Origin of the sequence: Pseudoalteromonas sp. NZS71_1 (assembly GCF_015864305.1) — a bacterium.
Classification (GTDB): domain Bacteria; phylum Pseudomonadota; class Gammaproteobacteria; order Enterobacterales; family Alteromonadaceae; genus Pseudoalteromonas; species Pseudoalteromonas arctica.
Map to the genome: position 1 here is coordinate 189,431 of NZ_JADYXM010000003.1, position 25,854 is coordinate 215,284.

Genomic DNA, 25,854 nt, shown 5'->3' on the forward strand with positions numbered 1-25,854 from the left:
AAAGAGTCAATCGTCCCTAGAAAGAACCCAAAGGGCAGCGCATGTTTGGTCTTTATGCTGCGTTATCGCCTATTTATGGGGAATAACCACACTTCATAGGCTCTGCCTTGCCTAAAAACCAAACATACTGCTGCAAATTCAACCACCAAAGATCAACACGCCCTAGTCTTATGTTTATTCTTCCTTAGTTTGTGCACAATGTTTGCACTTTTACTTGTTAACTTTGTTTTATTAAACGTTAAAGTAAAGGTTCAAGCATTGAAAACACTTTTTAAAACAAAAGCCTCTAATGTAACTAAGTTATTTGCGTTAAGTGCGCTTTGTATCGCTTTAAGCGCATGTAACAGCGATTCTACAAGTACTACAACAGACGGCGAGACAGTCAGTAATAGTGCTCCAACGGTTGACGCCGGTATTGACCAAACTGTTAATGCGGGCGATACCGTTTATTTAATTTCAACAGTTGAAGATGATGGCGAAGTATCCGTTAGCTGGTCACAAACATCAGGCACTACCGTTAGCTTATCTTCAAGTACTGCAACGTCTACTGAGTTTGTTGCACCTGAAGTTTTAACCGATGAAGCACTTGTATTTGAAATCAGTGCAGATGACGGCACAAACGATGTCGTTGTAGATACAGTTATAGTTAATGTTATTGCTTCATCAGACTCAGGCTCAGATACTGGTGCAGTTGATAATAGTGCAAAACTTACCAGCTGGTTAATTAACAACGATACAACCTCCACTTATATACAAAACAATGGCGCAGTGGTTGAAGATGTTCAATCAGTTGAGGTTGTTACTGTTACTGAGGAAGATGCTGACGTTGAATACATGTATGTGCAAACAACTGACATCCCTAAATATGACGTAACGCTTACACAAGTCCAAGTAGACGCACTTAATAATCGCCCGCGTGCAGCTACTGATTTTTATAACGGTGTAACCTCAGCAGCAGTAGGTCAAACTATTTCGTTTGGTGAAGATATTGGCTATAACAGCAGCACTGAAAACTGTGATGACACAGGCGGTGCAGGCTATTGGCCTCCAGGACCAGGTTGCCCGACAGAACAAACCGTTGAGGCGTATTTTCCCATAACACCTACCGATTTATCTGACACTGAAACCTGCGAAACAGGTTTAGGGACGGTTGGCTTAATGGTTAATGGCACCAGTATATTTAACTGGGGCGATGGTATGAGCTACGGTAATAATATTTGGTATACATTAGCGCCAATTGCAGAGCAATACGATGTTGATGTGTGTGGCGGACATGCTGCTAACGGTGAATATCATCACCATTTTTACACTAGTTGCTTAGCTGATTTACTTGAAGATGATGGTGATGCGCATTCACCTATTTATGGGTTTGCAGCTGATGGTTATCCACTTTACGGTCCTTATGAAAGTAACGGTCAACTTGCATTAAGTGGCTGGGAAATGCGTGACTATGGCGCGTCAGAAAGTGAAGGTGGTTGTGGTACTGAGGGTGAGCGAAGCTGTACTTTAGTCGATCAATACGACGTTAGCCTAGGTACACAAACAAGTGATGCAGGGCCTGCTATTGGCGCAGAAGTGACTACGCTTTCAGGTAATACATTAAATGCTGATGACGGTTATTATTTTGAAGATTATTACTACGCACAAAAAACAGTAACCGGTGCGCAGTTAGATGAGCATAACGGACATAATACAAATGATGGCAAGGGTTATCATTACCATATAACACTAACGCTAGACAGTGATGGTAAATTACAGCCTTCTTTCCCTTATCAAATAGGGCCTCGTTTTAAAGGTCAATTAGCCGATAATTCAATTGGTCGCTGTGATAGTGGCGAAACAATGGGTCCACCACCGGGAATGTAAGGAGTTACTATGCGTTATTTTAAATACGCATTGATCCTAACTACTGCTGCGCTATTGAGCTTTAAGCTCTTTGCGCAGCAGGAAATGATGGATCATAGCCATATGCCAATAGTAGTGCCAAGTGGTACGCCAATTCCGGCATTAAGCCTTAAGCTATTAAAAGATAGTATGTCGGGTTATAACTTAATTTTAGATACGCAGCGCTATGATTTATCTGTGCCTCCTGAGGGCGCAATGAACATGCAACAAATGATGAGCGTGACTAAAAACGATGATACTGGTTTTTTACGAGGTCATGCTCATTTGTATGTTAATGGGATTAAAATACAGCGAATTTACGGACATGCACTACATTTACCTGCTAACTTATTTAAAAGTGGTATAAATACCGTATCGGTTACTTTAAATAATCATGGTCATATGTATTGGACCGCTCAAGGCAAAAAAATAGTTGCTACATTGTATGTTAACGATCAAACCAAAGAGTTTATAACATACCGTTTTGAAAGCTTTCCTAGCAAGGTTGAAAATACGCATTAATGAAAATTCATAATAAACTTTTTTTAATACTATTTAGCTTCACTTTTAGTGTTATTGCAGGGCTGGTGATACTTATACAATGGAGTATAGGTCAAGGCGTAATTGATTTTGTTAATGCAAAAGAGGTGAAAGCGCTAGAACCACTTGTTGTGCAACTATCAAAGCAATACGAACAAACACCCTCATGGGAGCGTGTTGTCGGCAATGGCGAAAATTTTAGAAAACTTGTTGAATCGCAGTTAGAAAGTAGCCAATTTTTACCTAGACCACAAGAAGGACCTGGTCCGCGTGGGCGAATGATGCGTCGACCGCCGCCAGATCATATGCGTTTAGGAGAGGATCGTCGCCCACCGCGAGAAAATATTGCTCACTACGCTTTGCTTGACGAAAATAAACAGCGAGTAGTGGGAAAATACCGCAACGATTTAAAATATATAACAACCCCAATTACAGTTAGCGATAAAACAGTTGGTTATTTAGCCGTATCTAAAAGAGACAGCTTAGTTGATGGATATGAGCTAGATTTTTTACAGCAGCAAACTAACTACCTATGGTTTATTGCTTTAGCTGCGGTAGTGCTTACATTGCTAGTTACCTTTTTATTGTCTCGCCACTTAGTTAGCCCAGTAAAGCAAATTGCTAATGGTATGCATCGCTTAACACAGGGTAATTACGAAACCAAACTTACGCTTGAGCGAAAAGACGAGTTAGGTCAATTAAGCGAAGATTTTAATACTCTTGCATTTACACTCGCTAAAGATGAGCAGGTGCGTAAACGTTGGCTTGCCAATATTTCTCACGAGCTTAGAACGCCAATGAGTATTTTGCTCGGTGAACTTGAAGCTATGTTACTTGGCATACGTGAGCCTAATGCAAAAAATATTAACTCGGCTAACGACGAGGCATTGCATTTAAAGCGCTTGATTGATGATTTGCATATGCTTAATAGCGCAGAGTTAGGTGGTATGCATTACACTATGCAACCTACTGATATGGCTTTATTATTAAATACTATTGAGCAAAAATATCAGGTTATACTTGAGCAGCATAATATAAAAATTTACCTATTAAATAGCGCTAAACATATAACGGTACAAGCAGATAAAACCCGACTTTTACAGTTGCTTGATAATATTTTAATGAACGCGGTGCATTATGCACAATGCACCACTATTTCATTAACGGCTAACAATATAAGCATTAAAGGGCAAACCTACTTAGAGCTTATAATTGAAGATAATGGCGTAGGTGTAGAGCAGTCGCATTTATCGCATTTGTTTGAGTATTTATATCGAGTAGATAGTTCGCGTAATCGCCAAGAGGGAGGTTCGGGCTTGGGCTTATCTATTTGCCAGCATATAGTTAAAGGCCATAATGGTGAAATAGCTGCTGAAAAAGCCACTCTAGGCGGTCTTGCTATTATTATTAGATTGCCAACTATTTAGTTTACAAAATAAAGTTAAGGTTACTTACAGAGATGCTTATGAGTGAACAAATACTAATTGTGGAAGATGAAGTAAAGCTAGCTAACTTAATGAGTGACTTTTTAAGCAGCCATCACTTTATTACTCATCAAATACATCACGGGAATGAAGTATTACCTTGGCTTGAAATTAACAGGCCGAGCGTAATTTTGCTCGACATAATGCTACCTGGTCAAAGTGGTATAGAACTATGTAAAGCAATCAGGCGCTTTTCAAATGTGCCTATTATTATGGTATCGGCAAAAGTAGAAGAAATAGATAGGCTGCTTGGACTTGAGTTAGGTGCAGATGATTATATTTGTAAGCCGTTTAGTTATGCTGAGCTGGTGGCGCGAGTTAAAGCTATATTAAGGCGATTAAGTAGCGCAAGTGATGTTACAGAGTCAACAATGAAGCTTGACGAGAGCACTTACAGCGTAAAATACAAATCAAGCAGCATAGAGCTAACGAACTTTGAATTTCAGCTATTTAAACCTTTGTTTAACAACCCAAATCGCATTTATTCGCGCGATAGTTTAATGGACTCTATGTACGCCGATCAGCGTATTGTGAGCCATCGTACTATTGATAGCCATATTAAAAAGTTGCGTAGAAAACTAGATGAAGTGACACAAACTGAAAGTGTTATTCAGTCTGTTTATGGGGTTGGCTACCGATTTGTGCACCCGCAGTAAGAGGTATTAGTGAGCTATGACGATGAGTTACTCATCATCGTCAGCATTTTTAATTCGCTCTAAACGGTCAAACTCTTCGTATTCGGCAGCTTGAATTTCATCAAGAATAGAATCTACATCGGCAAGTTCGTCACTGTCTTCAAATTCACCAGTAAGCGTTGAATTAGGCGTTAAATTTGCCTCTTCAAATAATGCCCACATTTCTTTAGCGTATTGAGTTTTTAGTATGCTTGGCGCAAATTCACCATAGTAGCGGCGTATGTTATTTACATCGCGTGCAAACATCGCTTGTGCACTGTTATTTGCTGAAGCGTTAACTGCTTGCGGTAAATCTATAATTACAGGACCGTTATTATCTACAAGTACATTAAATTCAGATAAATCGCCGTGTATTATACCTGCGCAAAGCATAAGCTTAATGTAATGCATCATGAGTTTATGCTGCTCAATCGCTTGCTCTTCACTAAAAACGACATGTCCAAGTTGAGGGGCTACGTTACCGTCCTCGTCCGAAACGAGTTCCATAAGCAGCACGCCATCAATACAAAAGTAAGTATCAGGAACACGTACACCCACGCCAGCTAAACGAGATAACGCATCAACTTCGGCATTTTGCCAAATCTCTTCTTCTAATTGACGGCCATAGCTAGAACGTTTACCCATAGCACGCGCTTGGCGTCCACCACGTACTTTTCGGCCTTCTTGGTATTGTGCCGCTTTTTTAAAGCTACGTTTAACCGCGTCTTTATACACTTTCGCACAGCGAATGTGCTCACCACAGCGGACAATAAATACATCGGCTTCTTTACCGCTCATTAGTCGGCTTATAACTTCGTCAATAAGGCCATCATCAACAAGGGGTTGTAGGCGTTTAGGTATTTTCACAGATTGCCTGCTAAGTAGGGTTGGTTATTAATCATTATTTATGAAAGTGCTCTGTATTTGTTTGTTTAATTGGCTCAAGCAGTATATCAGCTTTGAGAATTAAGGGCAGTAACACTACTGCCTGAGAGTAATTAATCGTATTATTTTATTAGCTTATATATTGATTGCAAAGCAATCAACCAGAACTTTTTAAATAAGCATTTAGATTACTATTTTTTATTAAAATAATTTATTACTTCCTCATTATTTGCACATTGTTTGCGTTTTTAAAGCGTAAGCTTAGTTTAATTCTTAAATACGAGGTTATTACTATGAAGCATTTTTCAACTCTTGCCACTGTGGCAATATTATCTATTGCTTTTTCAGCTAATGTAGCTGCTCGAGGCGGTGACAATCCTCCTGAAAAACCTGACTTTTCAACTATTGATACTGATGGTGATGGCGTAATTAGCTTTGAAGAGTTTAGTGCTAAAAAACCGCCACACGGCGATGCACAAACAATTTTTGATTCTATAGATGCCGATGGTAATAGCGAAATTAGTGAACAAGAACTTAGCGATCATAAACCACCTCGTCGTGAACGCTGAAAGGATACTAAAATGATTAATAGTATTAACAGTAGTTCTGCGAGTTTTATGCCGCAACAAAGTAGTCAGGCTGCAAAACTAACAACAGAGCAAAGCGATTTTGTTAAAGAAACGCTTGCAGAGTTTGACGCTGAAAACTTAACCGAAGAAAACGCGCAAAGTATTCAAGCGGCATTTAAAGAACAAGGTATTGAACCAACAAAAGAGCTTGCTGATTTAATGAGCGAACTTGAGTTTGATGCTAAAAGCATTGGTGATGCAGGACGAGTGGAAGGTCAAAGACCACCACCGCCGCCACAGAACTCATTAGAATCAGTAGATACAGACGAAGTAGTCAGCTACTTAGATGAGCTATTAACTGAGTATTCAAGCCAGTTGTCTGATGAAGATAAAGAATCAATCCTTGCATCAGTGCAAGAGAAGTTTGGTTTAAGTGATGGCGATTCACTGCTAAATGTAACTGCTTAGGTGTTATAACTTAGAGTAAAGCTGACTGTTACTCGAAAGTCTTAAGTCCAAAGCCCAACGGTTAACTCTGTTGGGCTTTTTTATTGGCTTAATTTAAGCGTGTTTCTATTTTGCTGGTGCCATCTTCTTCGGTAAATTTAAATACAAAATCTTTTTTACCGTCTTGGTTTATATCCACCAGAAGAATATCTTTATTATTTTTAGGCAGCGTTAGTTTTAATTTTTTACGTTTATCATTTAGCAGTGAGTCTTGCTCTCCGTAATAAATATAGAGCGTTTTTTTACTGTATTTGTATACTGCGTCAATATAGCTGTCGCCGTTAATATCACCTAAATATAGGGCTGGCTCGGAATCATCGCCGTTCATTCCTACTTCCATTTCTAAATCAAGTTCTATACTCGATTTATTGGCAAATGAGCCGTCGGGTTGCTGCTTATAAATGTTCATTTCTACATCTACATCAGTACTGCCACCGCCCAATGCCATAGACGCAATAGTACCTAAGCCAATATCTAAATCCATTTTTTGTAAATCAATTAAGCCATCATTATTAAAATCAGTTTTGAGCAATAACTCACTAGGGCCTTGTGTTTCAAATAAGGTAATGGGCGTATTACTAAAGCCTTTAGCACTTCCTAGGTACAAAGTATGTGCTATTTTTATATCTAACGAATCCATACCTTGCGTTGGCTTAAACTGTTTAGTTGTAAAATCTAGAAATCCGTCGTTATTAATATCAATAATTTGCTTTATTTTGCGAGTTTCGCCATTGCTTAGCTCGCCTAATTCGATGTTAAAATCAATTGAGGTGAGCTTTTGCTCAAAGCCTTCTGAATTAGCAAGTAGTACATCTGCTCCAAAGTCATTTGAAAAAACCAAGTCGCTTAACCCGTCGTGGTTAAAATCAATAACGACGGGTTTATTGTTAATATTAACTTCTAGAGAAAGCCCTTTTCCTGAAAAGCTGCCTTCATACATAGGTGTTTGTTTAAATTTGTTAGGCTTAAAGCTGCCATCTTTATTTTGAATGTATAAAGTACTGCTTGCTAACCCAGGGATGAAAATATCGCTTAGACCGTCGTTGTTGGCATCGAAGACAAAGTCTACTTTTTCAAATTTATCTATTTTTAATTGATTTAGAACCGACTCATAATTAAACAATAGTGTTGGTTTACCAGCATGGGCTTTGTATACGCCATCACTTGTTAGTACGAGTGCTTGTTTATCGGTAATGTTAGCAAGTGTAGCCACATCAAACCCGATGGCATTTTTTGGTAAAGCAAGTTCACTACTTAGTGATGTGAGTAAATTGATAGCTTCTAATTGTTTCGATTCTTTATTATATGCAAATAAAATCTCTGAATCGGTTGATACTAATTCATCCGTTGTTTTTATTGCCATTGTTTGAGCTATAGCGCTAATGGGGGTAAGTAAAGTGATGAGTGAATAGCAAAGTGGTTTTATCATGCAAATTCCTTTTTTATATTTAGTTGTATCGTTACATTTTTATTATTCACTTATATAAGCAACATCAGCGCACAACTTAACGTAGGGTCCAGCGCTGGCGGTTTGCTAATTAGCGTAAATTTAAACGTAATACACTTATGTAAGTTGGTTTATATTTAGCCTACGCTAATAACTATGTACTGGGTGTAAGTAATTGTAAGATTATGTTTTAAGGAGGGCTTATTGACCTTTCAGGATTGAACTTTGTTCAACCCAAGGAATATTTAATCGCGGCGCGAGGTTTGTAACCTAGTTACAAAGAGTCAATCTCCCCTAGGGAGCGCATGTTTGGCATTAATGCTACGTTATCGGCTATTTATGGGGAATAACCACACTACATAGGCTCTGTATTGCCTAAATACCAAACAGTCTGCTGCAAGTTCAACCTCGAAAGATAAACAAGCCCTAATAAGAAAGGTAGCGCAAAACTCATATGGTAGTTAAGCGCTTTTAGCGGGTTTTGGTTATCAACGGCACAGCTTATTTTGCTCATTTAAATAAGCATCTACAAAATCTACTTCCATCGGTTTTGAAAAGTAATAACCTTGCAGGTGAGATACACCAATATTAGTAAGCGTGTTTGCTTGTTCAATAGTTTCAACGCCTTCGGCAACCACAGTAAAATCTAAAGATGAGGCCATTTGTACAATTGCATGAATAATACTTAACCCTCTTTTATCCATGTTTTGAATAAAACTTCTGTCTATTTTTACTATATCTACACCAATATCAAGCATGCTTGATAGTGATGAGTAGCCAGTTCCAAAATCATCAATTGAAATACAAAAGCCTTGTTTTTGTAGTGCTTTAACGGCTGTCAAAAACGTGATTTTATCTTCGGCAAATACTGATTCGGTAATTTCTATATGCAGATCTTTAGGCTCTACTTGGTGATTGTTTACTATTTTTAATACCTTAGTTACAAAATTTGGATCTTGTAATTGTATTACCGATACGTTCACGCTTACTGCAATTTTTGTCGGTAAATGGTTGAATTTATTTGCTTGTATACATGCTTGTTCTATGACCCAGAGGCCCATTTGGGTTATTAAACCGTATTGCTCGGCAATAGTTATAAACTCATCAGGGAAAATATTTTCACCGTCTAGTTGCCAGCGTAATAATGATTCGAAAGAGGTTACTTTTGATGTTTTGCTATCTACAATTGGCTGAAATACTAGTCTTAAACTGTTTTCTTCTATGGCACTGGCTAGGCGTTGACTCAACAGGTACTCTCTTTCTTGTTTTAATTTGAGTGAATCGTTATAAATATTGATATTACCTTTAGCCATGCGTTTTTGGTGATACATTGCAATATCAGCAGAGCGAATTAAGGTATTTAAATCACTCCCGTGCTCAGGGTACATGGCCATTCCAATAGTTGCTGATACCCATTTTTGATATTTATATGTTTCATGCTCGGCGCTAATGCTTTGAAGCACTTTATTAGCAAACTCGATAAGCTCAGTTTGGTTTTGATACGTTGCTAAAATTAAAAACTCATCCCCGCCCCAACGGCATTTATAGAGTTGTTGGTTGCATACATTACTAATTCTCAGTGCTATTTCTTTTAATACTTTATCGCCCACTTTATGACCCAACGAATCGTTGATTTGCTTAAAACCATCTAAATCTACAAATAATAAAGCAAAGGGTTCTTTAGGGTTATCTGCTAGTTGTTTGTTTGCATTTTTTAAAAATGCGGTGCGGTTTAATAGATTTGTGAGTGGATCGGTATTCGATAAGCGGTAAATTTCTTCAGTGCGTTGTTCGACCTTGTTTTCCATTTCATTAAGCAGCTCTCTGTTTTGGTTTTTGAGCTTGATTGCACTGTGTGTAAATGTGGCTGATTTGTACGAAGAGGCAATCATGATTGTGGCAAAAGTTAAACCTAATAACCCCAATACGTGTTGGTAGTGATCGTTTGAAAGCGCTAGCAAAAAAGAGTAGGGCGCCAATAAAGTAAAACTATATAGAACAGCGGTAAAACGACTTCCAGACAGCAAATTTGCAGAGCCACCGGCAAGCGCCGATAAAATAGCGATGGTAGTAGTAACTTCCACCGTAGATGAAGTGCTATGAAACCAAAGAGCATAACCACACCAAGACACAGCTGTTGATATACAGCCAATAGCAAAGCGATTTAGATAAGAATGTGTGTTGTAAGGTTGGCGAGAATTTTGAGCTTTCAAAAAAAGCCCTACATCAATAATACGTAAAGTAAGCACGCACATCATTATGCCTAACCAGACTACTTTATCGTGGTTAGTTTTCTCATTAGTTATATCAAAAGCAAATACTAAAGCAACGCTGACTAGTACAGAGACTGCAATTCCGGAAATAGCATTCGAGTATAAAATCTTGAGCGCTTCTTTTCGCTCATTATTACTTAAATTGTTATATGGCACTAATTAAAACCTTTTTCAAAAACAACCCCTAGGAAATTAAGTAAACCATTTAGCAAATTACACTAATGCAATACTGGTAATACAAAGAGCTTAATAAGCCTTTACGCAGCTAAATAAAACTTTAATGTAAAGTAAATATAGTTTACGGGAGGGATAAAAAAAGTTTAAAAAGTAAAAAGGCCCAAAATAAATATTTATTTTGAGCCTTAAAATTATCAAGCAGGTTAAAGTGTTAACGACTTTACTTGCTGTTCTATAGATTTAACCTTCGAAATCGCTATCGTTATGGCGCTCTGCCATTTGCTCTTCTTCAGGACCCCATGTGCGATTTACGCGACGACCACGCTTAACAGCGGGGCGCTCTGATATTTGCGTAGCCCAGCGTACAACATGGGTGTATGAGGCAACATCTAAAAACTCTGCTGCATCATATAAAGCTCCAAGCACTAACGATCCGTACCACGGCCAAATTGCAATATCGGCAATTGAGTATTCATCACCTGCCATGTATTCATTTTCGCTTAAATGGCGATTTAACACGTCAAGTTGGCGTTTAGTTTCCATGGTAAAACGGTCAATAGGGTATTGCATTTTACTTGGTGCGTAGCTATAAAAATGACCAAACCCACCACCTAAGTAAGGTGCTGAGCCCATTTGCCAAAATAGCCAGTTACGACACTCTGTTTTAGCTTTTAGATCTTTAGGTATAAGTACATCAAATTTTTCAGCCAAATACTGTAAAATAGAACCTGATTCAAAGATGCGAGTAGGCGGCGTGGTTGAATGATCCATTAGCGCTGGGATTTTTGAGTTTGGATTAATATCAACAAAGTCAGATCCAAACTGATCGCCATCACCTATGTTTATTAAATATGCGTCATAGTCTGCATCGGTGCAACCAAGCTGTAAAAGCTCTTCAAACATGATTGTAGCTTTTTGGCCATTAGGTGTCGCAAGAGAATAAAGCTGAAATGCGTGCTCACCAATAGGTAGAGTTTTGTCATGAGTCGCGCCTGCAATTGGGCGGTTAATGCTGGCAAACTTACCGCCACTTTCACTTTCCCACGTCCATACTTTTGGTGGCGTGTATTCGTTTTTATCACTCATAAATAACCTCTGTTAGATGAAATACATATATGGTAAATGTGGCCATAAAAAATTAATTAAAGGCCCTAATACTTAATTTACCGACCTTTTAATTTATCGGCTTTTGCTAATCTATAACCTAAAAACAACCCGCTTAGCGCTCCAAATAAATGGCTTTCAAACGATACATGATAGCGCTGAGGTAAAACGCCCCATATAAAACCGCTATAAAGTATAGCCACTACAACTGCAATTATAATTGATTTTAATGAGCGTCTTACTAAGCCGTAGCATAGAATAAAGCCCCATAAACCATATATAACACCGCTTAAACCAACATGTATGTTACTGCGCCCAAATGCCCAAACTAACAGTCCACCAACTAGAGCGGTAAAAATAAATACGTTATAAAAACGTTTTACGCTGTACTGGCAAATTAGCCAACTTAATACTACAAATGGGATCATATTACTGGCAAAGTGCCACCAGCTACCATGTAAAAAAGGTGCGCATAGTATGCCAATTAATCCTTGGATACTGCGTGGATATATGCCTAAACCATTAAGATTTATGCCAGGTAGACTATTGATCACCTGTAGTACGAAGCAAATAACAACAATATTAAATATTGCGAAACGGGTACTCGTTAGTAATGACAGTGTGGTTGGCTTGGTTGCCATATAATCGCCCTAATTGACTTTAAGAGTTGCCAGTATAGGAATTGTATTTGCTAATGAAAAGCAATTAAAAAAGCACAGCATAAAATGCTGTGCTTATTTTTAATTTTTACTCACTATTAACCTAGTTTAGTTAATAGTTTCTTGGCTGCTAGTTCAGAGCTTGCTGGGTTTTGACCGGTAATTACTAAACCATCTACTAGCGCTAATACGCCCCAATCGTCAGTTTTTTGATAATCGCCGCCTTTTTTAATTAGCTCGTCTTCAACTAAAAATGGCACGATATCGGTAAGTTGCACTGCAGCTTCTTCAGAGTTAGTAAAACCAGTTACTTTTTTACCCGCTACTAATGCATTGCCATCGGCATCTTTAACATTTAAAAATGCAGCACTTGCATGACATACCGCAGCAACAGGCTTTTGCTCTTTTACAAAGCTTTCGATAAGTGAGATTGAGTCAGTGTTATCAACTAAGTCCCATAATGGACCGTGACCGCCTGGGTAAAATACAGCGTCAAAATCGCTAGATTTTACTTCACTCAACACTTTAGTGTTTGCCATAAGTGTTTGTGCTGCGCTATCTGCGTCATAACGTTTTGTTGCATCTGTTTGAAAATCGACAAGCGTACTTGTCGGATCAATTGGTGGTTGGCCGCCAGCTGGAGACGCTAATGTTACTTCAACGCCTGCATCAACAAATGCATAATAAGGGGCTGCAAATTCTTCTACCCAAAAACCTGTTTTTTCGCCAGTGTTACCAAGTTTTGCGTGAGATGTAAGAACCATAAGTATTTTTTTAGACATTGAATATATTCCTTCTGATGATTTGAATTAGTTTATCTTGCTTACCAACTACTATATGCACTAACAGAGCTTTAAACAACGATGATAAATTTAACTTTATTGGTTTAATAATTGATACAATAGAGGGGTTGAATTTAAAACACGCTACGGAGCACATATGAAGGTGTCGTTTGAGCAGTTAAAGAGCATGGTCGTATTTGCGCAAATTGTAGAGCAGGGCAGCTTAACCGCTGCGGCTAAACAGTTAGGTCTTACGCGAGCAGTAGCAAGTTATCATTTAAAAAAGTTAGAAACCCAACTTGAAGTCACTTTATTAAATCGCTCAACTCGTACCATGGCGCTAACTGAGGCGGGCATTGCTTATTATGAGCGTTGTAGAATAATTACCGAACAAGCTAATGCAGCTAATCAGCAAATAGAAAATATAAAGAGTGAGCCACAAGGTTTACTTAAAATTAGCTGCCCTGTGAATGTGGGAATGCAGCTAATTGTGCCCGCAATAAATACGTTTAAGCGCCAATACCCTAAAATTAAAATAGACTTACAGCTTACTGACGATGTGGTTGATATTATTAAAAATGGGTTCGATTTTGCAATTAGGGGTGTGGCACTGAGTGACTCCAACTTGCAAGCAACCAAGCTGACGACAATGAGCACTTGTATTTGTGGCGCGCCGGATTACTTTACACATTTTGGTAAACCTAAAACTCCTTTAGAATTGGCAGATCATCAATGGGTGGTTTATCAGCTAGGAAGTAAAACTTTAACACTTTCAAAAGATGGCAAAAAACACGACATTGCAATGCAAGGCGCCTTAAGTACTAATAACGCAGCTGCACGTACTGCCTTTGTAGAAGCGGGGCATGGCATTGGGCGTATTCCGCTTTACGATGCGTGGCCTAAAGTACAAGCTGGGCTACTTGAAATAATATTAGATGATTATAAAAGCAAAGATATTGAACTGTACGGGGTATTTCCGCCAGGAGCTGCGGGATCTAAAAAACTACGATTATTTATTGATTACTTAAAAGCGTATTTTGTAAAACAGCATACCGCCTTAGGTATGCTGAAAAGTGTTTAATTATTTTCGCTTTTTAAATATTTATAAAGCATTTATACAACACTTATAAAGTACGGCTAAATAATGCAACCGCTTGTTGATACATATTAATTGCAAGGGCTGCATCGTATCGCTCACCTTCATCACGCATAAAGGCATGTTGGGCATTAACTTCTTGCCATTGGTAATTAATGCCTGTGTTTACGCATTGCTGGTATATTTTAGTGCGGCCTTCTTGTGGCACATGCGGGTCTTGTTTACCCCATATAAAGTGAATTTCGCCTTGTATATCAGCCATGCATTCAAATGAGTTATTACCTGATTTTGCCGGTAATGTGTCGCTGTGAATATCAGTTGCGTATAAGCAAAAAGCCGCTTTAATTTCAGGGTTAAGCGCCGCTCTGTAAGCTAAATGCCCGCCAATACATACGCCCATAGCGCCCACTGTACCTGTGCAGTAATGCTGCTGCTTTATAAAGTCGATCATGGCTTGCGTGTCGCTATCATGATGCTCAAGTGGCTTTGCCCACTTATCAGCATTGCCTTTGTCTTTACCTGTATCATCATAAGCAAGCACAGTGCCCATAGGATTTAACTCGTGAAACACTTCCGGTACTAATACCACAAAGCCATGGCTTGCTAAAATAGCTGCGCTGCGTGCAATAGGTGCAGTTTGCTGAAATATTTCAGAATAAAAAATGATAGCAGGGAATTGCCCTTGCGCCTGAGGGCGATAGATGGTTGTTCGCATTAAACCTGTAGGTGTTGGCAAGTCTGCATTATGTTGTTGAATTATCATAAAAGCGCTCAGTTAAATAAAATTATATATAATGATATGGTAACTGAGCGCGATAAAATAAACGACTTTTGTTGTCGAGTATTTATACCAACCTGCATAAATCTTTGATCAATTTAACGAATTAAATTTCACTATAACGTCGTTAAAAATTTTTTATTTAGAACAACTAGATAAAAAATTTTTGCCTAGTTCTAGCGTAATTTTCTTAACGTTAAATAGACCCCATATATAAGCAGATTGGTATTAAATACTTGCAGGCATTTTATTACAACTAGCGTAATAACTTACGGTAGCCGGCCAATCTGAAAATATAGCCATTACCCCCACGTCTTTTGCGAGTACATCAACGACCGTCATCATATCGCCATCGTTATCTATAACATCAGCAATTGATTGATAGTAATAACCACCACCTTCATTAAGCGGACCTGAGCGCTCAAGGCTCCATGCAATAAGATCTAAACCTGCTGCTTTTGCGTCAATTGCGTATTGTGATGGCACGATATTATTTTCGTTATCTATTGTTAGCATCATCCAAATTGGAGGGGCTAAAATTTTAACGCCGTCAGCCACAAGTTCATCCATACCCGGTTGCCATGTTTGTGGGTTACTTGGATCAAATCCGGCTTCACTGTCGCGACCATCTAGGTATACGCTTTTATCTGCAAAGTCAGGGTTAGTGTTAATCCAGTATTTTACGTCTTCAAGGTTAAACGATTGTGGATAAACTTTTGAGGCTGGCACATTCATTTGTGTGTACTCGTCTAGCATTTTTTGCGCATATTGCTCTTGCGTCATTCCATCAAATGGCATACTTACTTGTGGCGATTTAAGTTCAGGGGTCATTTTTACACCCAACTCATTAAACAGTGCAATGCTTTGTTTATGGGTCATCAATGTGCCGTTGGTGGCATATAAATCAGTGCGCCAACTTGGTGTACCATCCATGTAATCGGCAACGGTAGTTGCATTAGTGTTTGCACCATCCATTTTACCTTCAAGGGTTAAAAATTCCGCTAAGCTTATATCGCTGGTACAACATTTTGCAGAAGCAGCAATACCGTTAGCGGGGTCTGCTGGTGTAAATGGCACACTGCATTTAGCTGCAAGCTCAGGAATGGCTAAAATATTAGTTGTGGTGTGTAAGTCGCATTGGGAGTGGCGACATACTAGCTCTTTATCGTTTGTAAATGTAACATCGCATTCAACAATGCCTGCGCCCATTCTAGCTGCAGCAATGTAGGCTTCTTTGGTATGCTCAGGATATTGCATTGATGCACCGCGATGACCAATAGAAAAGTCGGTGCGGTAAAAAGGACCTTCACTGCATGACTCTAATTGTGTTTTTAAAGCGCTGTCGCTCATATCATTGACTAAATAATATGGACGAGTGCCTAGTTGAATATCTGGCGCATCACCGTTTGGTACTTCTACAATAACAGGCGTAGGTACTTCAACAATCTCAACTTCGGTGTTGGTAACAACCACTTCTTTTTCTACTATTTCTACATCGTCGTCGCAGCCAGCAAGTGTGGCTAACAATATACAGCCTGTAAGTAAGGTAATACGTTTCATTGTTTATCCTTAAAAAGTAAAATTTGTACTACCTTAATGATTATTAATGACAATTTAGCTACAAGTTTATTAATTTACTTTTTTATTAAGCATTTGATTCACTAATAATGCACCTAACATTATAGCTGCACCAATACTTAACCTAACTATGTCAGCATCTCTGTTCCAAATAAGCACGTTAACAATAATCCCTGCTGGGATAAGTAAGTTATTCATGACTGCCAGAGCTCCAACGTTAACGAGTGTTGCGCCTTTATTCCACATAAAGTAACCAAGGCCTGATGCAACAACCCCTAAATAAATCAATATGCCCCACTGAGTAGAAGTGGTTGGTAATTTATTTGAATTACCAAATAATGCATAACAAATTGTGGCAATAATAAGTGCGCCTATAAAAAACCATCCAAATATGGTTTTATCATCAAGCTGATTGTTCATCATTAAGCGTTTATAGGTTACTTGGCCTACAGCAAAACTTATGTTCGCACCTTGAACTAATAATAAGCCAATTATGAAATTGCTATTTAGGTTTTCGTAACGAATGGTAATTGCACCAATTACAGCAATAAGTGCGATTATAAAAAAGCGTGGGTTAAAATGTTTGTTCAATGCATCATTTAGCAAGGTAATGTACAAAGGAGTCATTACTGTAAATAGCAGTACTTCGGGGACGCTTAAAAATAAAAAGGAGTGGTAGTAAAAGCTATACATAACACCAAGTTGTATAGCGCCAATCAGCATGAGCTTTAAGGCTAAAGGTTTAGGTGTTTGTTTAAACTTTAAAAATGGTAAAAATACGAGGGTTGCTAGTGCTATGCGAATTAACACACTAAACCATGCATCAACCTGACCTGCTAAATACACGCCAATTAAACTAAATGAAAATGCCCAAAGTAAAGTTACTGCAAATAAGTACCGCATAGCCGTCGTCTTTAAATAATTAATGGCAGCAGTTTATCTGTTATAAATTAATGTATAAACAATAAAAGCCCGCAAGCGGGCTTTTATAAAGCAATAATTAATAAACTAAGTTATTAATTAATAAACTAAGTTATTAATTATTCAACTAAACCACGGCGCTTAAGTAGTGCGTCGGTAGTTGGTTTTTGACCTCTAAACTCAATGTAGCTTTGCATTAAGTCGCGGCTGTTACCTTTTGATAGGATTTCTTTACGGAACTTATCACCGTTTTTACGTGTTAAGCCGCCGTTGTTTTCCATATGTGCAAAGGCGTCTGCTGCAAACACTTCAGTCCATAGGTACGCGTAGTAACCCGCTGAATAACCACCTGCAAATGTGTGGCTAAAGAAGTTTGATTTGTAACGCGGTGGAACAGGGTAGTAAGCAATACCGTGTTTTTCTAGTGCGTCTTGCTCAAACTTTTGAACGTCAGCTACTTTTTTATCAGAACCAAATGAATGCCATTCCATATCAAGTAGTGCAGCGGCTAAATATTCAGTAGTGCCGTAACCTTGGTTGAATTTTTGCGATTCAAGTACTTTATCAAGTAAAGCTTGTGGAATTGGCTCACCTGTTTTGTAATGTTTCGCATAGTTAGCAAGAACGGTTGGTTCAATCATCCAATCTTCATTTGCTTGTGACGGAAACTCAACAAAGTCACGCGCCGTTGCAGTACCCGCTAGGCTCGGGTATTTTACGTCTGAGAATAAACCGTGTGCAGCATGACCAAATTCATGGAACATAGTAGACACTTCGTCAAACGTCATTAGCGTAGGTTCGCCTTCTGCAGGCTTTGGAATGTTTTGCGCATTGTAAATAACAGGTTTAGTGCCTTTTAAGCCACTTTCGCTAACGTATGCGCTCATCCATGCACCGCCACGTTTACCTTCACGTGCGTAAGGGTCTAAGTAAAATAAACCAATAGCGCTGCCATCAGCGTTAAATACTTCGTATACGGTTACATCTTCATGATAAACTGGAAGATCTTTACGTTCTTTAAACGTAATACCGTACAGTTTGTTCATTGCAAAGAATAAGCCATCGTGAATAACCGATTGCATTTCAAAGTATGGCTTAACAAGTGCAGGGTCTAAGTTGTACTTTTCTGCACGTACTTTTTCAGCATAAAAAGTCCAATCCCATGGTTTAAGCTCAAAGCTTTCGCCTGAATCGTTAATCACTTTTTGAATAGCGGCTGCTTCAATTTTTGCTTTTTCAACTGCTTTTGGTGCTAGGTCATCAAGGATGCCGTAAACGTTTTCAGTTGTTTGCGCCATACGCGACGTCATTACATAAGAAGCCCAATCTTTGTAGCCTAAAAGCTCTGCTTTTTGAGCGCGTAGGTTGGTTTCTTTAATAATAATAGGGCCGTTAGTTTTTGCTGCACGGTTTGCAGAAGCTTTAAAAATTCGCTCACGTAGGTCGCGGTTTTCAAGGCTGCTTAAAATTGGTTGTTGCGTTGTATTTACCAAAGTGATCATGTAGCCGTCTTTGCCCGCTTTTTTAGCTGAAGCTGCAAGGCCTGCAATTTCGCCTTCAGAAAGACCCGCTAATTCACTTTTATCTGTAACTACAATAACGTCTTCTTTAAACGATTTTAAAATGTTTTGTGAAAACGCAGTAGATAGCTGAGCTAGCTCTGAGTTAATTTCACGCATTTTAGCTTTTTCAGCGTCATTTAATTTAGCACCTGCTTTTACAAACTGCTTGTAGTAAAAATCAACTAGGCGTTTATCTTCTGCGTTTAATTTATCTTGATTGTCGTAAATTGTTTGTACGCGCTTAAATAATTCACCGTTTAAGTAAATATCATCTGAGTGAGCAGATAATACAGGCGCCATTTTTTCATCAATACGCTGGTATTCAGCATCTGAAATTAAACCTGATAAGTTATAAAAAGCAGCCGATACGCGATTTAATAGCTCCCCTGACAATTCCATTTTAACTAATGTGTTTTCAAATGTTGCTGGAGCAGGGTTGTTAGCAATGGCTTGTACTTGTGCCGTGTGCTGTGCGATACCTGCATCGAATGCAGCTTCGTAGTCTTTTGTACCAAATTTATCAAACTCTGGTGCCATATATTGCAATGGGCTTGGCTTAAATAAAACATTGTTTGCGTTCATGTCTTGCACTTGTGCTGCGCCTTCTTTTGCCATGTTTTGTGTATCGTTAGATGAACAGGCCGATAATATTAAGGCACTAGCAATAGTAGTGGCGATCAGGGTTTTACGCATAATAACTCCATAGAAAGATTAGCCGGAATAGGCTTTGCGAGTCGAAAAACCTAGTTAACTTATCAAATTTTGGCGTTTATACAATAAAGTTTATCGGTATTAAGGGGGATTTGAACGCAAATTAGCTAATATTTAGCTTTAAGGGAGGTAAAAGTAGCTCTAAAAGTAAACACCTGAGCTACTTAATAAGTCGTTGAGTCATAATTGCTTAGTTATATCCAAGTACAAATTTTCTCTCAGAGCCAAAGTTGCTAGGTTGTTGTTGGCCAAACTCTTTGTTGATAGATGCCAGTGTTTGCTCTTGTTCTGCAAGAAGGCACAAAATTTTATTTCGGTAATCTAGGCTGCTTTCAAACAAATGTAAGTCTACCTGCGGCTGCAAAGTAGCGAGTCTTTGATTTAAAGTAAGTTGTGTCATAGGTGATCTCCAGTGCTTGTACACTATTTATATAGCACTCGGTGCAATAAAGAGTTAATAAATTGTTCATAAAAAGTATATTGAACTTATTAACTTGGCGTTTTAGTTATATTATGACTGCTAAACTTACCCAACACTGAACCGCTTTCACTTTATAGCGATTTAAATTTAAAGCGCTCCTTTGCTTGTTTTGGAAAATAAATGACCTTAGAACACATAAACCAAATTCTTGCCTTTGTTGTATTTAGTTACAGCGATGTACACATTACCGTAGCAAAAATTATTAAAGTGCCTTTAATACTTTTCGCTATTTGGTTTATTGTGACGCGTATTGGCAAGCTAATAACAAAAACATTATTGGCAAAAAAGTTAAGCCAAGATGCCGTGCATTTATTTACACGTATCTACTTTATTTTAAGTATCGCTATTTTAATTTTTACATCTTTAGAAGTATTAAGCATACCGCTTACTGCGTTTGCTTTTGTTTCAGGTGCTATTGCCATTGGTGTTGGTTTTGGCGCGCAAAATATTATTAATAACTTTATTAGTGGCTGGATATTAATGTGGGAGCGCCCAATACGTATAGGTGACTTTTTAGAAGTAGGTAATGCAAAAGGTGTGGTAGAAACAATAAATACACGTTCAACACGTATTCGCCGAAACGATGGCGTACATATGCTTATACCTAACAGCCAACTACTAGAAAACACAGTAACAAACTGGACGCTAATAGATGGCAATGCACGCTCATCGGTCAGTGTAGGCGTTGCGTATGGATCAGACGTGATACTGGTTAAAAAGCTTATTCAACAAGTGCTTGATGATCATGAAGCAATATTGGCTAATCCAAAGTCATCGGTGTTATTTGATGACTTTGCAGATAGCTCGCTCGTATTTAACGCTATTTTTTGGGTGTGCGCCGAGTCTGAAACCATGCTTAGAAAAGTACGCAGTGATATTCGTTTTAGTATTTACGCTGTATTTGAAAAGCATGATGTAGTGATTGCTTTTCCGCAGCGTGATATTCATATCGACGGTGAAATTGCATTTAAGCGCTCATAGTTCAAATATAGTAAATATTAAAAGTCGCTCTTGGGCGGCTTTTAATAAAAACACAGGTGTTTCTATTTTAGGTTAACATGTAAAACAATCCCTTCTTCCTACTCCAGTTTATTAAAGTCAACAAAGGACATATGTCCGCACTATTAGGTTTTTGCATCTAAATAGTGATAAAAATGCGCAATCTTGTAGTTAAATGTTGCAAAAAAGTTTCTAATTATGTCAATATTTATGCAGTAAAATTATTACAAAATGATATAATCTTAATCGTTCGTTCAGCCTTATAGCATCGTTTTTGTACTCTCGATAATAAGGTCCGCGCGCATGACGCAAGTCGCGAAAAATTGAACGAGCCCGCAACTTACCTTCAAGGTATAAGTAGCGCAACACAAAAAACCGTTGAACAAGAGTGCACAAAAAAGGTTAAACCCAACATGAAAGCAATGAAAAGATCTACGTTAGCCACCCTAATCAATGCAACGTTGTTCTCTGCAGTAGCAGGTACTTCATTTTCTTCTTTAGCTGCTGAAGAAAAAACAGCTAAAAAAAGTAATCAACTAGAAGTTATTCAAGTAACAGCTCGTAAACGTGTAGAAAACGCTCAAGAAGTACCAGTAGCAGTATCTGCTCTACAAGGTGATAACCTTGATGCGTATAGCTCAGCTGGTATGGATATTCGTTTTTTAAATGCGAAAATCCCAAGTTTATCTATTGAATCTTCATTTGGTCGTTCATTCCCACGCTTTTACGTTCGTGGTTTAGGTAATACCGATTTCGATTTGAATGCATCACAACCAGTATCACTTGTTGTTGATGAAGTAGTTCAAGAAAATGCAATTTTAAAAGGCTTCCCAGTATTTGATGTTGAACGCGTAGAAGTATTACGTGGACCACAGGGAACTTTATTTGGACGTAACACGCCGGCTGGCCTTGTTAAGTTTGATACTGTTAAACCAAGCCAAGAATTTGATGGTTATGGCTCTGTTTCATACGGTAGCCGTGGCGCTGTAGACACAAGTGGTGCTGTAGGTGGTGCTTTAACTGACCGTTTATCTGCTCGTGTTTCATTATTATGGCAAGATAAAGACGATTACATTGATAACCAAGCTCCAGGCTTTGAAGCTAAAGACGAGCAAGGTGGTTACACTGAAAAAGCGGCACGTGTTCAGTTTTTATATGAAGGCGATGATTTTACTGCTTTATTAAACTATCACACACGTGATTTAGATGGCTCGCCAATTGCCTTTCGTGCAAATGTAATTAAAACGGGTACTAACGAGCTAGTAGATAATTATGAAAGTGATGTTGTTTATCAAGATGCAGCATCTCGTTCTACTCAACAAGTAGAATCTGAAGGTGCAAGCTTAAAGCTTGAGTGGGAACTTAAAAATCACACAATCACTTCAATTTCTGCATGGGAAAGTGCTGAAATTTATTCTCGCGCTGACATCGACGGCGGTTACGGTGCTTCTTATATTCCAGATTTCATGGGGCCTGGTTTTATCCCTTTCTCTTCAGAAAGTGCTGATGGCATTCCAGATCACGACCAGTTGACGCAAGAGCTACGCTTATCTAGTAACTTTGATGGCGATTTAAATTATCAAGTAGGTGTTTTTTACTTCGATGAAGAACTAACAATTGAAAACTACAGCTACGATACATTCTCAACCCCCGATGCTGGTGCTTTAAATGGCTATGTTCGTCAACAGCAAGATACTACAGCTTGGGCTGTATTTGGTTCTGTAGATTATACTTTTTCAGATGATTTAAAAGTAACAGCGGGACTTCGCTACTCTGACGATGATAAAGATTTTGTCGCTGACCGTACACTTAGCCCAATTGGCGGTGGTGCTTTACTAGTAGAGCGTGACGTTAGTGACGACCATGTTAGCTGGGACTTATCTGCAAATTATAAAGTAAACGATGATGTTAACTGGTACGGCCGTGTAGCAAATAGCTTCCGCGCACCTAGTTTACAAGGTCGTATTTTGTTTGGTGATGATGTAACAACAGCTGAGTCAGAAACTGTAACATCGTACGAAACGGGTATTAAATCAGACGTGTTAGATGGCCAAGGTCGTGTTAACGCGACTGTGTTTTATTACACAATGGACGACCAGCAACTTACCGCTGTAGGCGGTGGTGCTAACTTTAACCGTTTAGTTAATGCTGATAAAACGACTGGCTATGGTTTTGAGTTAGATACGCAGTGGGTATTAAGCGATGAGTTTAATGCAACGTTTAACTTGAGCTACAATAAAACAGAAATTAAAGATAACGATTTAGCTGTCGCTGTTTGTGCTCAATGTACTGTAACTGACCCAATTAATGGTTCTGGTCTTGCTGTACTTGATGGTAATAGCTTACCGCATGCTCCTGAGTGGATCTCTAACTTTACGCTTCGCTACACTAAAGAACTTGCCGATGGTAACTTCTTCGCTAGCGGTGATATTTCTTATCGCAGTAAAATCAATATGTTCCTTTACGAATCAGTAGAGTTTGAAGGTAAAGAGCTTATTGAAACAGGTTTGCGTACAGGTTACACATGGTCTGAAGGCGATTACGAATACGAAGTAGCCGCTTTTGTTCGTAACTTATTTGACGAGCAACAAGTTATTGGTGCTGTAGACTTTAATAACAATACGGGTATTGTTAACGAAGAACGTTATGTAGGTGCTGAGTTTAAAGTTAGATTTTTCTAACTAATAGCTAAAAGTATTTATTTTAAAAGCCTGCATTGCGCAGGCTTTTTTATTTGTATAACCCCTTTTAGAGCTGCTAAAGTAGCGCCTAATTGGTTTATTTAAAGAGAAGAGCAATGGCTGGATTTTGGAATTACCGTGTAATTTTTTGTGAAGCAACGAAAGATGAAGCAGCGCAATATCAAATACACGAAGTAGAATATAACCTGAACGGTAAAGTGACTAACTGGTCAGAAACAGGCGCAGCCCCTTTTGGTACAACACTTGATGAGTTGAAAGATGACTCAGATCGTTTAAAAACAGCATTTGAAAAGCCTGTACTTAAAGTTATGCGTAAAACGCGTGGCTACGAGCTTGTTGATGTTGAAACAGGTGAGGAAGCAACGGGTGAGCCACCAGCAGGCTTAACGCAATAACAACAATTTAATAAAAGGTGCTTAAGGCGCCTTTTTTATTGTCAAAATTTGGCTTAGGTTAAATAAGGAATGAGGATGACATTAGAAGCAGTATTATTTGATATGGATGGCACATTAGTTGATTCAGAAAGCATGCACTTTGTATGTTGGAGTAAACTACTTAAGCCTTATGGTGTTAGTTATTTAGAAAGTAATTTTTGTCAGCGCTTTTCAGGACGACCCACTTTAGAAGCTGCAATAGAGATTAAGCAAGAGCATAACTTATCAGTAAGCGCACAGTTTTTAGCGGATGAAAAATACAGTTTATTTGGCGAATATGTAATAACACATTTACCACCACTAATGCCGTTTACTGAGCAAACGTTGAAAGCTGTAAAAGCGAGTGGCTTAAAAATGGCGCTAGTAACGGGCAGTGCTAAAAGTGAAGCTATGCCAATACTTAAAGGTTTAGGATTTTATGAGCTGTTTGACACGGTGGTAACAAAAGACGATGTAACTAATCCTAAACCTGCTGGAGACCCATATTTACTGGCACTTAAGCAGATAAATATACAGGCAGGCAATGCAATCGCCGTTGAGGATACATTTACCGGCGTTACGGCGGCCAATAACGCCTTGTTACGTGTTGTAGCCATTGCTAATAGCCACACAAAAGATCACGATTTTAGCCAAGCTACCTATAAAATGAGTAACTTAGATGAGTTTTGGCAATGGGTGCAATCTCAACTATAGTTTAAGCCAACTTTTACTTGCTTGGATGCGCCAATGTTTACTATTAAACACCTGTTTTTAATTGTTTTTGTACTTTTTACGCAATGTATAAGTGCAGCACAACCCTCTGTTTTACTCGCGAAAGTATATGACGAAACTAAGCATTACGATGTAAGTAAATATTTAGTCAGTGAAAAATATGATGGCGTAAGAGCTATATGGACCGGCACGCAGTTTGTTACTCGCAAGGGTAATATTATTAATGCGCCAAGTTGGTTTACAGCGCCATTGCCAAACGTATGGCTTGATGGTGAGCTGTGGACCAAACGTGAGCACTTTTCTGCGCTTAGTGGCATAGTAAGAACTAAAACCCCTAATAATCATGATTGGCAAACTATTACTTATAAAGTATTTGATATGCCAGATAAAACCCTGCCTTTTAGCATTCGCTATAAAAACTATAATGAGCTTATTACTAGCCTAAACTCGCCGCACATTAGCGTTGTAGTTCAATATAGCTTTACTAATAATGAGCAGCTCACAGAATATTTTGAAAACATAACTAAGCAGGGCGGCGAGGGCGTAATGCTTCATTTGGCCAGTGCTAAGCACAGCAATGGGCGAAGCAGTGCATTACTAAAATTAAAGCCTTATTTAGATGCAGAAGCGATTGTAATTGCGCACTTACCAGGTAAAGGCAAATACCAAGGTATGTTAGGTGCATTAAGAGTAAAAACAGCACAAGGGCAGGTGTTTTCAATTGGTACTGGGTTTAATGATGCAGAGCGCGCCACTCCACCTGAGATAGGCAGCGCTGTAACGTACCGGTATCATGGCTTAACAAAAAACGGGTTACCGCGTTTTGCTAGTTTTTTACGAGTTAGAGATAATTTATAACATTTATAAATTTTACAAAGTGTGCTAAATTGCGCGGC

General features: G+C 38.6%; 23 protein-coding genes. 12 read left to right on the top strand and 11 right to left on the bottom strand.

Translation table 11 applies throughout. The annotated features are described in order from the left end of the window. The first annotated feature begins 198 nt into the window (after positions 1 to 198). The 4 genes from I6F43_RS06190 to I6F43_RS06205 are packed head-to-tail and all read left to right on the top strand — an operon-like array spanning position 199 to position 4,564. On the top strand, positions 199 to 1,866 hold the full coding sequence (locus I6F43_RS06190; RefSeq protein ID WP_197101460.1) for a YHYH protein: 1,668 nt from the start codon (positions 199 to 201) through the stop codon (positions 1,864 to 1,866). A gap of 9 nt (positions 1,867 to 1,875) precedes the next feature. Next, on the top strand, positions 1,876 to 2,406 hold the full coding sequence (locus I6F43_RS06195; RefSeq protein WP_197101461.1) for a hypothetical protein: 531 nt from the start codon (positions 1,876 to 1,878) through the stop codon (positions 2,404 to 2,406). Then, positions 2,406 to 3,851 carry an ATP-binding protein gene (locus I6F43_RS06200; protein ID WP_197101463.1) on the top strand — a complete coding sequence of 482 codons (1,446 nt, stop codon included), beginning with the start codon at positions 2,406 to 2,408 and terminating at the stop codon, positions 3,849 to 3,851. Before I6F43_RS06195 ends, I6F43_RS06200 begins: the two co-directional genes overlap by 1 nt. A gap of 38 nt (positions 3,852 to 3,889) precedes the next feature. Then, positions 3,890 to 4,564 (top strand): response regulator, encoded by a 675-nt coding sequence (locus I6F43_RS06205; RefSeq protein WP_197101465.1) that lies wholly within the window; start codon positions 3,890 to 3,892, stop codon positions 4,562 to 4,564. A gap of 27 nt (positions 4,565 to 4,591) precedes the next feature. Here the strand turns inward: I6F43_RS06205 and I6F43_RS06210 are convergent, their stop codons facing one another. Then, positions 4,592 to 5,449 carry a PA4780 family RIO1-like protein kinase gene (locus I6F43_RS06210; protein ID WP_007376869.1) on the bottom strand — a complete coding sequence of 286 codons (858 nt, stop codon included), beginning with the start codon at positions 5,447 to 5,449 and terminating at the stop codon, positions 4,592 to 4,594. 311 nt (positions 5,450 to 5,760) lie between these two features. Between I6F43_RS06210 and I6F43_RS06215 the strand changes: the two genes are divergently transcribed. Further along, complete coding sequence (locus tag I6F43_RS06215; RefSeq protein WP_197101467.1) at positions 5,761 to 6,036, top strand: EF-hand domain-containing protein; 276 nt, start codon at positions 5,761 to 5,763, stop codon at positions 6,034 to 6,036. A 12-nt stretch (positions 6,037 to 6,048) separates the two neighbouring features. Further along, the gene (locus I6F43_RS06220) at positions 6,049 to 6,504 is read left to right on the top strand and encodes a hypothetical protein (protein WP_197101469.1); all 456 of its coding nucleotides are present in this window, start codon (positions 6,049 to 6,051) and stop codon (positions 6,502 to 6,504) included. 88 nt (positions 6,505 to 6,592) lie between these two features. Here the strand turns inward: I6F43_RS06220 and I6F43_RS06225 are convergent, their stop codons facing one another. From I6F43_RS06225 to I6F43_RS06245, 5 genes are all read right to left on the bottom strand, one after another. After that, the gene (locus tag I6F43_RS06225; protein ID WP_197101471.1) at positions 6,593 to 7,972 is read right to left on the bottom strand and encodes an FG-GAP repeat domain-containing protein; all 1,380 of its coding nucleotides are present in this window, start codon (positions 7,970 to 7,972) and stop codon (positions 6,593 to 6,595) included. 506 nt (positions 7,973 to 8,478) lie between these two features. Continuing rightward, a complete protein-coding gene (locus tag I6F43_RS06230; RefSeq protein ID WP_197101473.1) occupies positions 8,479 to 10,419 on the bottom strand; it encodes a putative bifunctional diguanylate cyclase/phosphodiesterase in 1,941 nt (646 codons plus the stop codon). Positions 10,420 to 10,680: 261 nt separating this feature from the next. Next, positions 10,681 to 11,526, bottom strand: a complete 846-nt coding sequence (gene yghU / locus I6F43_RS06235) for a glutathione-dependent disulfide-bond oxidoreductase (RefSeq protein ID WP_007581288.1) — start codon at positions 11,524 to 11,526, stop codon at positions 10,681 to 10,683. Between the two features lie 77 nt (positions 11,527 to 11,603). Then, on the bottom strand, positions 11,604 to 12,185 hold the full coding sequence (locus tag I6F43_RS06240) for a rhomboid family intramembrane serine protease (protein WP_197101482.1): 582 nt from the start codon (positions 12,183 to 12,185) through the stop codon (positions 11,604 to 11,606). A gap of 116 nt (positions 12,186 to 12,301) precedes the next feature. Continuing rightward, positions 12,302 to 12,985, bottom strand: coding sequence for a type 1 glutamine amidotransferase domain-containing protein (locus tag I6F43_RS06245; RefSeq protein WP_197101483.1), 684 nt, complete (start codon positions 12,983 to 12,985; stop codon positions 12,302 to 12,304). A gap of 157 nt (positions 12,986 to 13,142) precedes the next feature. Here I6F43_RS06245 and I6F43_RS06250 point away from each other — a divergent pair, with 157 nt between their 5' ends. Further along, on the top strand, positions 13,143 to 14,066 hold the full coding sequence (locus I6F43_RS06250) for a LysR family transcriptional regulator (protein WP_010555363.1): 924 nt from the start codon (positions 13,143 to 13,145) through the stop codon (positions 14,064 to 14,066). A gap of 43 nt (positions 14,067 to 14,109) precedes the next feature. Here the strand turns inward: I6F43_RS06250 and I6F43_RS06255 are convergent, their stop codons facing one another. The 5 genes from I6F43_RS06255 to I6F43_RS06275 all read right to left on the bottom strand — a co-directional run bounded on the left by I6F43_RS06255 (position 14,110) and on the right by I6F43_RS06275 (position 20,031). Further along, positions 14,110 to 14,844, bottom strand: coding sequence for a dienelactone hydrolase family protein (locus I6F43_RS06255; protein ID WP_197101484.1), 735 nt, complete (start codon positions 14,842 to 14,844; stop codon positions 14,110 to 14,112). A 243-nt stretch (positions 14,845 to 15,087) separates the two neighbouring features. Beyond that, positions 15,088 to 16,419, bottom strand: coding sequence for a glycerophosphodiester phosphodiesterase family protein (locus I6F43_RS06260; protein ID WP_197101485.1), 1,332 nt, complete (start codon positions 16,417 to 16,419; stop codon positions 15,088 to 15,090). A 69-nt stretch (positions 16,420 to 16,488) separates the two neighbouring features. Beyond that, on the bottom strand, positions 16,489 to 17,340 hold the full coding sequence (locus I6F43_RS06265) for a carboxylate/amino acid/amine transporter (RefSeq protein ID WP_197101486.1): 852 nt from the start codon (positions 17,338 to 17,340) through the stop codon (positions 16,489 to 16,491). A gap of 137 nt (positions 17,341 to 17,477) precedes the next feature. Next, entirely contained in the window at positions 17,478 to 19,613 is a 2,136-nt protein-coding gene (locus I6F43_RS06270) for a M3 family metallopeptidase (protein WP_197101487.1), read from the bottom strand. Between the two features lie 208 nt (positions 19,614 to 19,821). Beyond that, on the bottom strand, positions 19,822 to 20,031 hold the full coding sequence (locus I6F43_RS06275; RefSeq protein ID WP_024590275.1) for a hypothetical protein: 210 nt from the start codon (positions 20,029 to 20,031) through the stop codon (positions 19,822 to 19,824). 201 nt (positions 20,032 to 20,232) lie between these two features. On the opposite strand from I6F43_RS06275, the gene I6F43_RS06280 reads away from it, so the two are divergent. The 5 genes from I6F43_RS06280 (at position 20,233) to I6F43_RS06300 (ending at position 25,816) form a co-directional block, all read left to right on the top strand. Continuing rightward, positions 20,233 to 21,093: a mechanosensitive ion channel family protein gene (locus I6F43_RS06280; RefSeq protein WP_007581304.1), complete on the top strand. Its 861-nt coding sequence runs from the start codon at positions 20,233 to 20,235 to the stop codon at positions 21,091 to 21,093. A gap of 431 nt (positions 21,094 to 21,524) precedes the next feature. Then, a complete protein-coding gene (locus I6F43_RS06285) occupies positions 21,525 to 23,792 on the top strand; it encodes a TonB-dependent receptor (RefSeq protein ID WP_165721312.1) in 2,268 nt (755 codons plus the stop codon). Positions 23,793 to 23,908: 116 nt separating this feature from the next. Then, on the top strand, positions 23,909 to 24,208 hold the full coding sequence (locus tag I6F43_RS06290) for a hypothetical protein (RefSeq protein ID WP_101217785.1): 300 nt from the start codon (positions 23,909 to 23,911) through the stop codon (positions 24,206 to 24,208). A gap of 75 nt (positions 24,209 to 24,283) precedes the next feature. After that, positions 24,284 to 24,940 carry an HAD family hydrolase gene (locus I6F43_RS06295; RefSeq protein ID WP_101217786.1) on the top strand — a complete coding sequence of 219 codons (657 nt, stop codon included), beginning with the start codon at positions 24,284 to 24,286 and terminating at the stop codon, positions 24,938 to 24,940. Positions 24,941 to 24,973: 33 nt separating this feature from the next. Next, on the top strand, positions 24,974 to 25,816 hold the full coding sequence (locus I6F43_RS06300; protein WP_197101488.1) for a DNA ligase: 843 nt from the start codon (positions 24,974 to 24,976) through the stop codon (positions 25,814 to 25,816). The last annotated feature ends 38 nt before the right edge of the window (positions 25,817 to 25,854 follow it).